This is a genomic window from Psychrosphaera haliotis (genome assembly GCF_039523615.1).
Lineage (GTDB): Bacteria > Pseudomonadota > Gammaproteobacteria > Enterobacterales > Alteromonadaceae > Psychrosphaera > Psychrosphaera haliotis.
The window spans coordinates 1-1,115 of record NZ_BAAAFQ010000016.1; the positions used below are offsets into that span (position 1 = coordinate 1).

At 35.3% G+C, this 1,115-nt stretch carries 1 protein-coding gene; it reads right to left on the reverse strand.

Translation table 11 applies throughout. The annotated features are described in order from the left end of the window. Positions 1-207: 207 nt before the first annotated feature. Complete coding sequence (locus ABD009_RS14115) at positions 208-966, reverse strand: hypothetical protein (protein ID WP_343826500.1); 759 nt, start codon at positions 964-966, stop codon at positions 208-210. Positions 967-1,115: the final 149 nt, after the last annotated feature.

Here is a 1,115-nt window from a genome sequence, read left to right on the forward strand (position 1 = left end):
CTACTAATCATTCCAGAGATCTCAATGATCGTGTCATATTACTTCGATGGTAAAAATATTAGAGTTATGAGAGTAATTCATTCAAAGCAGAAGTTTCCAGAATGACACTAGGGCTACTAACGCCTCACTAAGAGGCAAATAATAGTTGGTTAAAATAAGCGACGAAGGAGCAAAAAACAACTGTTATTTGTCCTTTTAAGTGACTTGTTAGCACTTCAATTTACGCCTCGATAAAAGTATAAAATCTCTATGTAATTCATAACATTCAGTAGCTAAATCATTTAACATTTTAAGTTTATCATCAACATGTTGAGGCCAATCATCAGTTCCACGGTATGCATCTGGAATGCATGTCAATATGGGACCTGTGCCGATGAAATGAGAACCACATGCCAGCTCATAAACAAACTTACGACATTTAGTCCAAAGCTCTTTTTTTTGTATTTCTAGTGAGGAATCTAAGAACTCTTTTTCTGCGGCATTCCATGTGTTCACAAATATATCTAATTGAGTCGTACCGTTTTCGTGATAAGAATTACCAAAATCATGATCTCTGAGTAACTCAATTGATAAGGAGTCTGATGGGAAAACTGATAGAAACTCTTTGAACAAATGCTTATCCACTTCATTTAGAGCTTCTAATTCTTGTTGCTCTGTAACAGCCGTTTTGTATAAAAAATAACGATTCGCAATATTATGCACTAAGCCCAATATAATAAGGCTTGTACCTATTAAGTTATCTGGTGAATCCGATTGAAGCTCTGCAAATGTGAAATATTGACCTGCATTTAAGTTAATAGTGTCAACGAGCCAGTTATAAAATAATTGTTTCAATACAACAGGTGTTAATAAGATGGTTCCACCTACTGAAACAACAAACCAAGTTATTTTGTTTGATAGATCAGGAAACAGCCACCTTTTACCGATTTTAATCAGGAATTCTTTTACTTCTATTTGATTAAACACCGAAACTCCATTTTGATAGTGCTAACGCCTGGTTAAGAGGCGAGTTTTAGCTTGCTAGACTGTTTGCCGAAGGCTCGAGCAAGCTTTTACGAGACCTTCTTTAACCACTTGTTATAATTCGTCGACACCAAACCTTAATATTTGTTTGC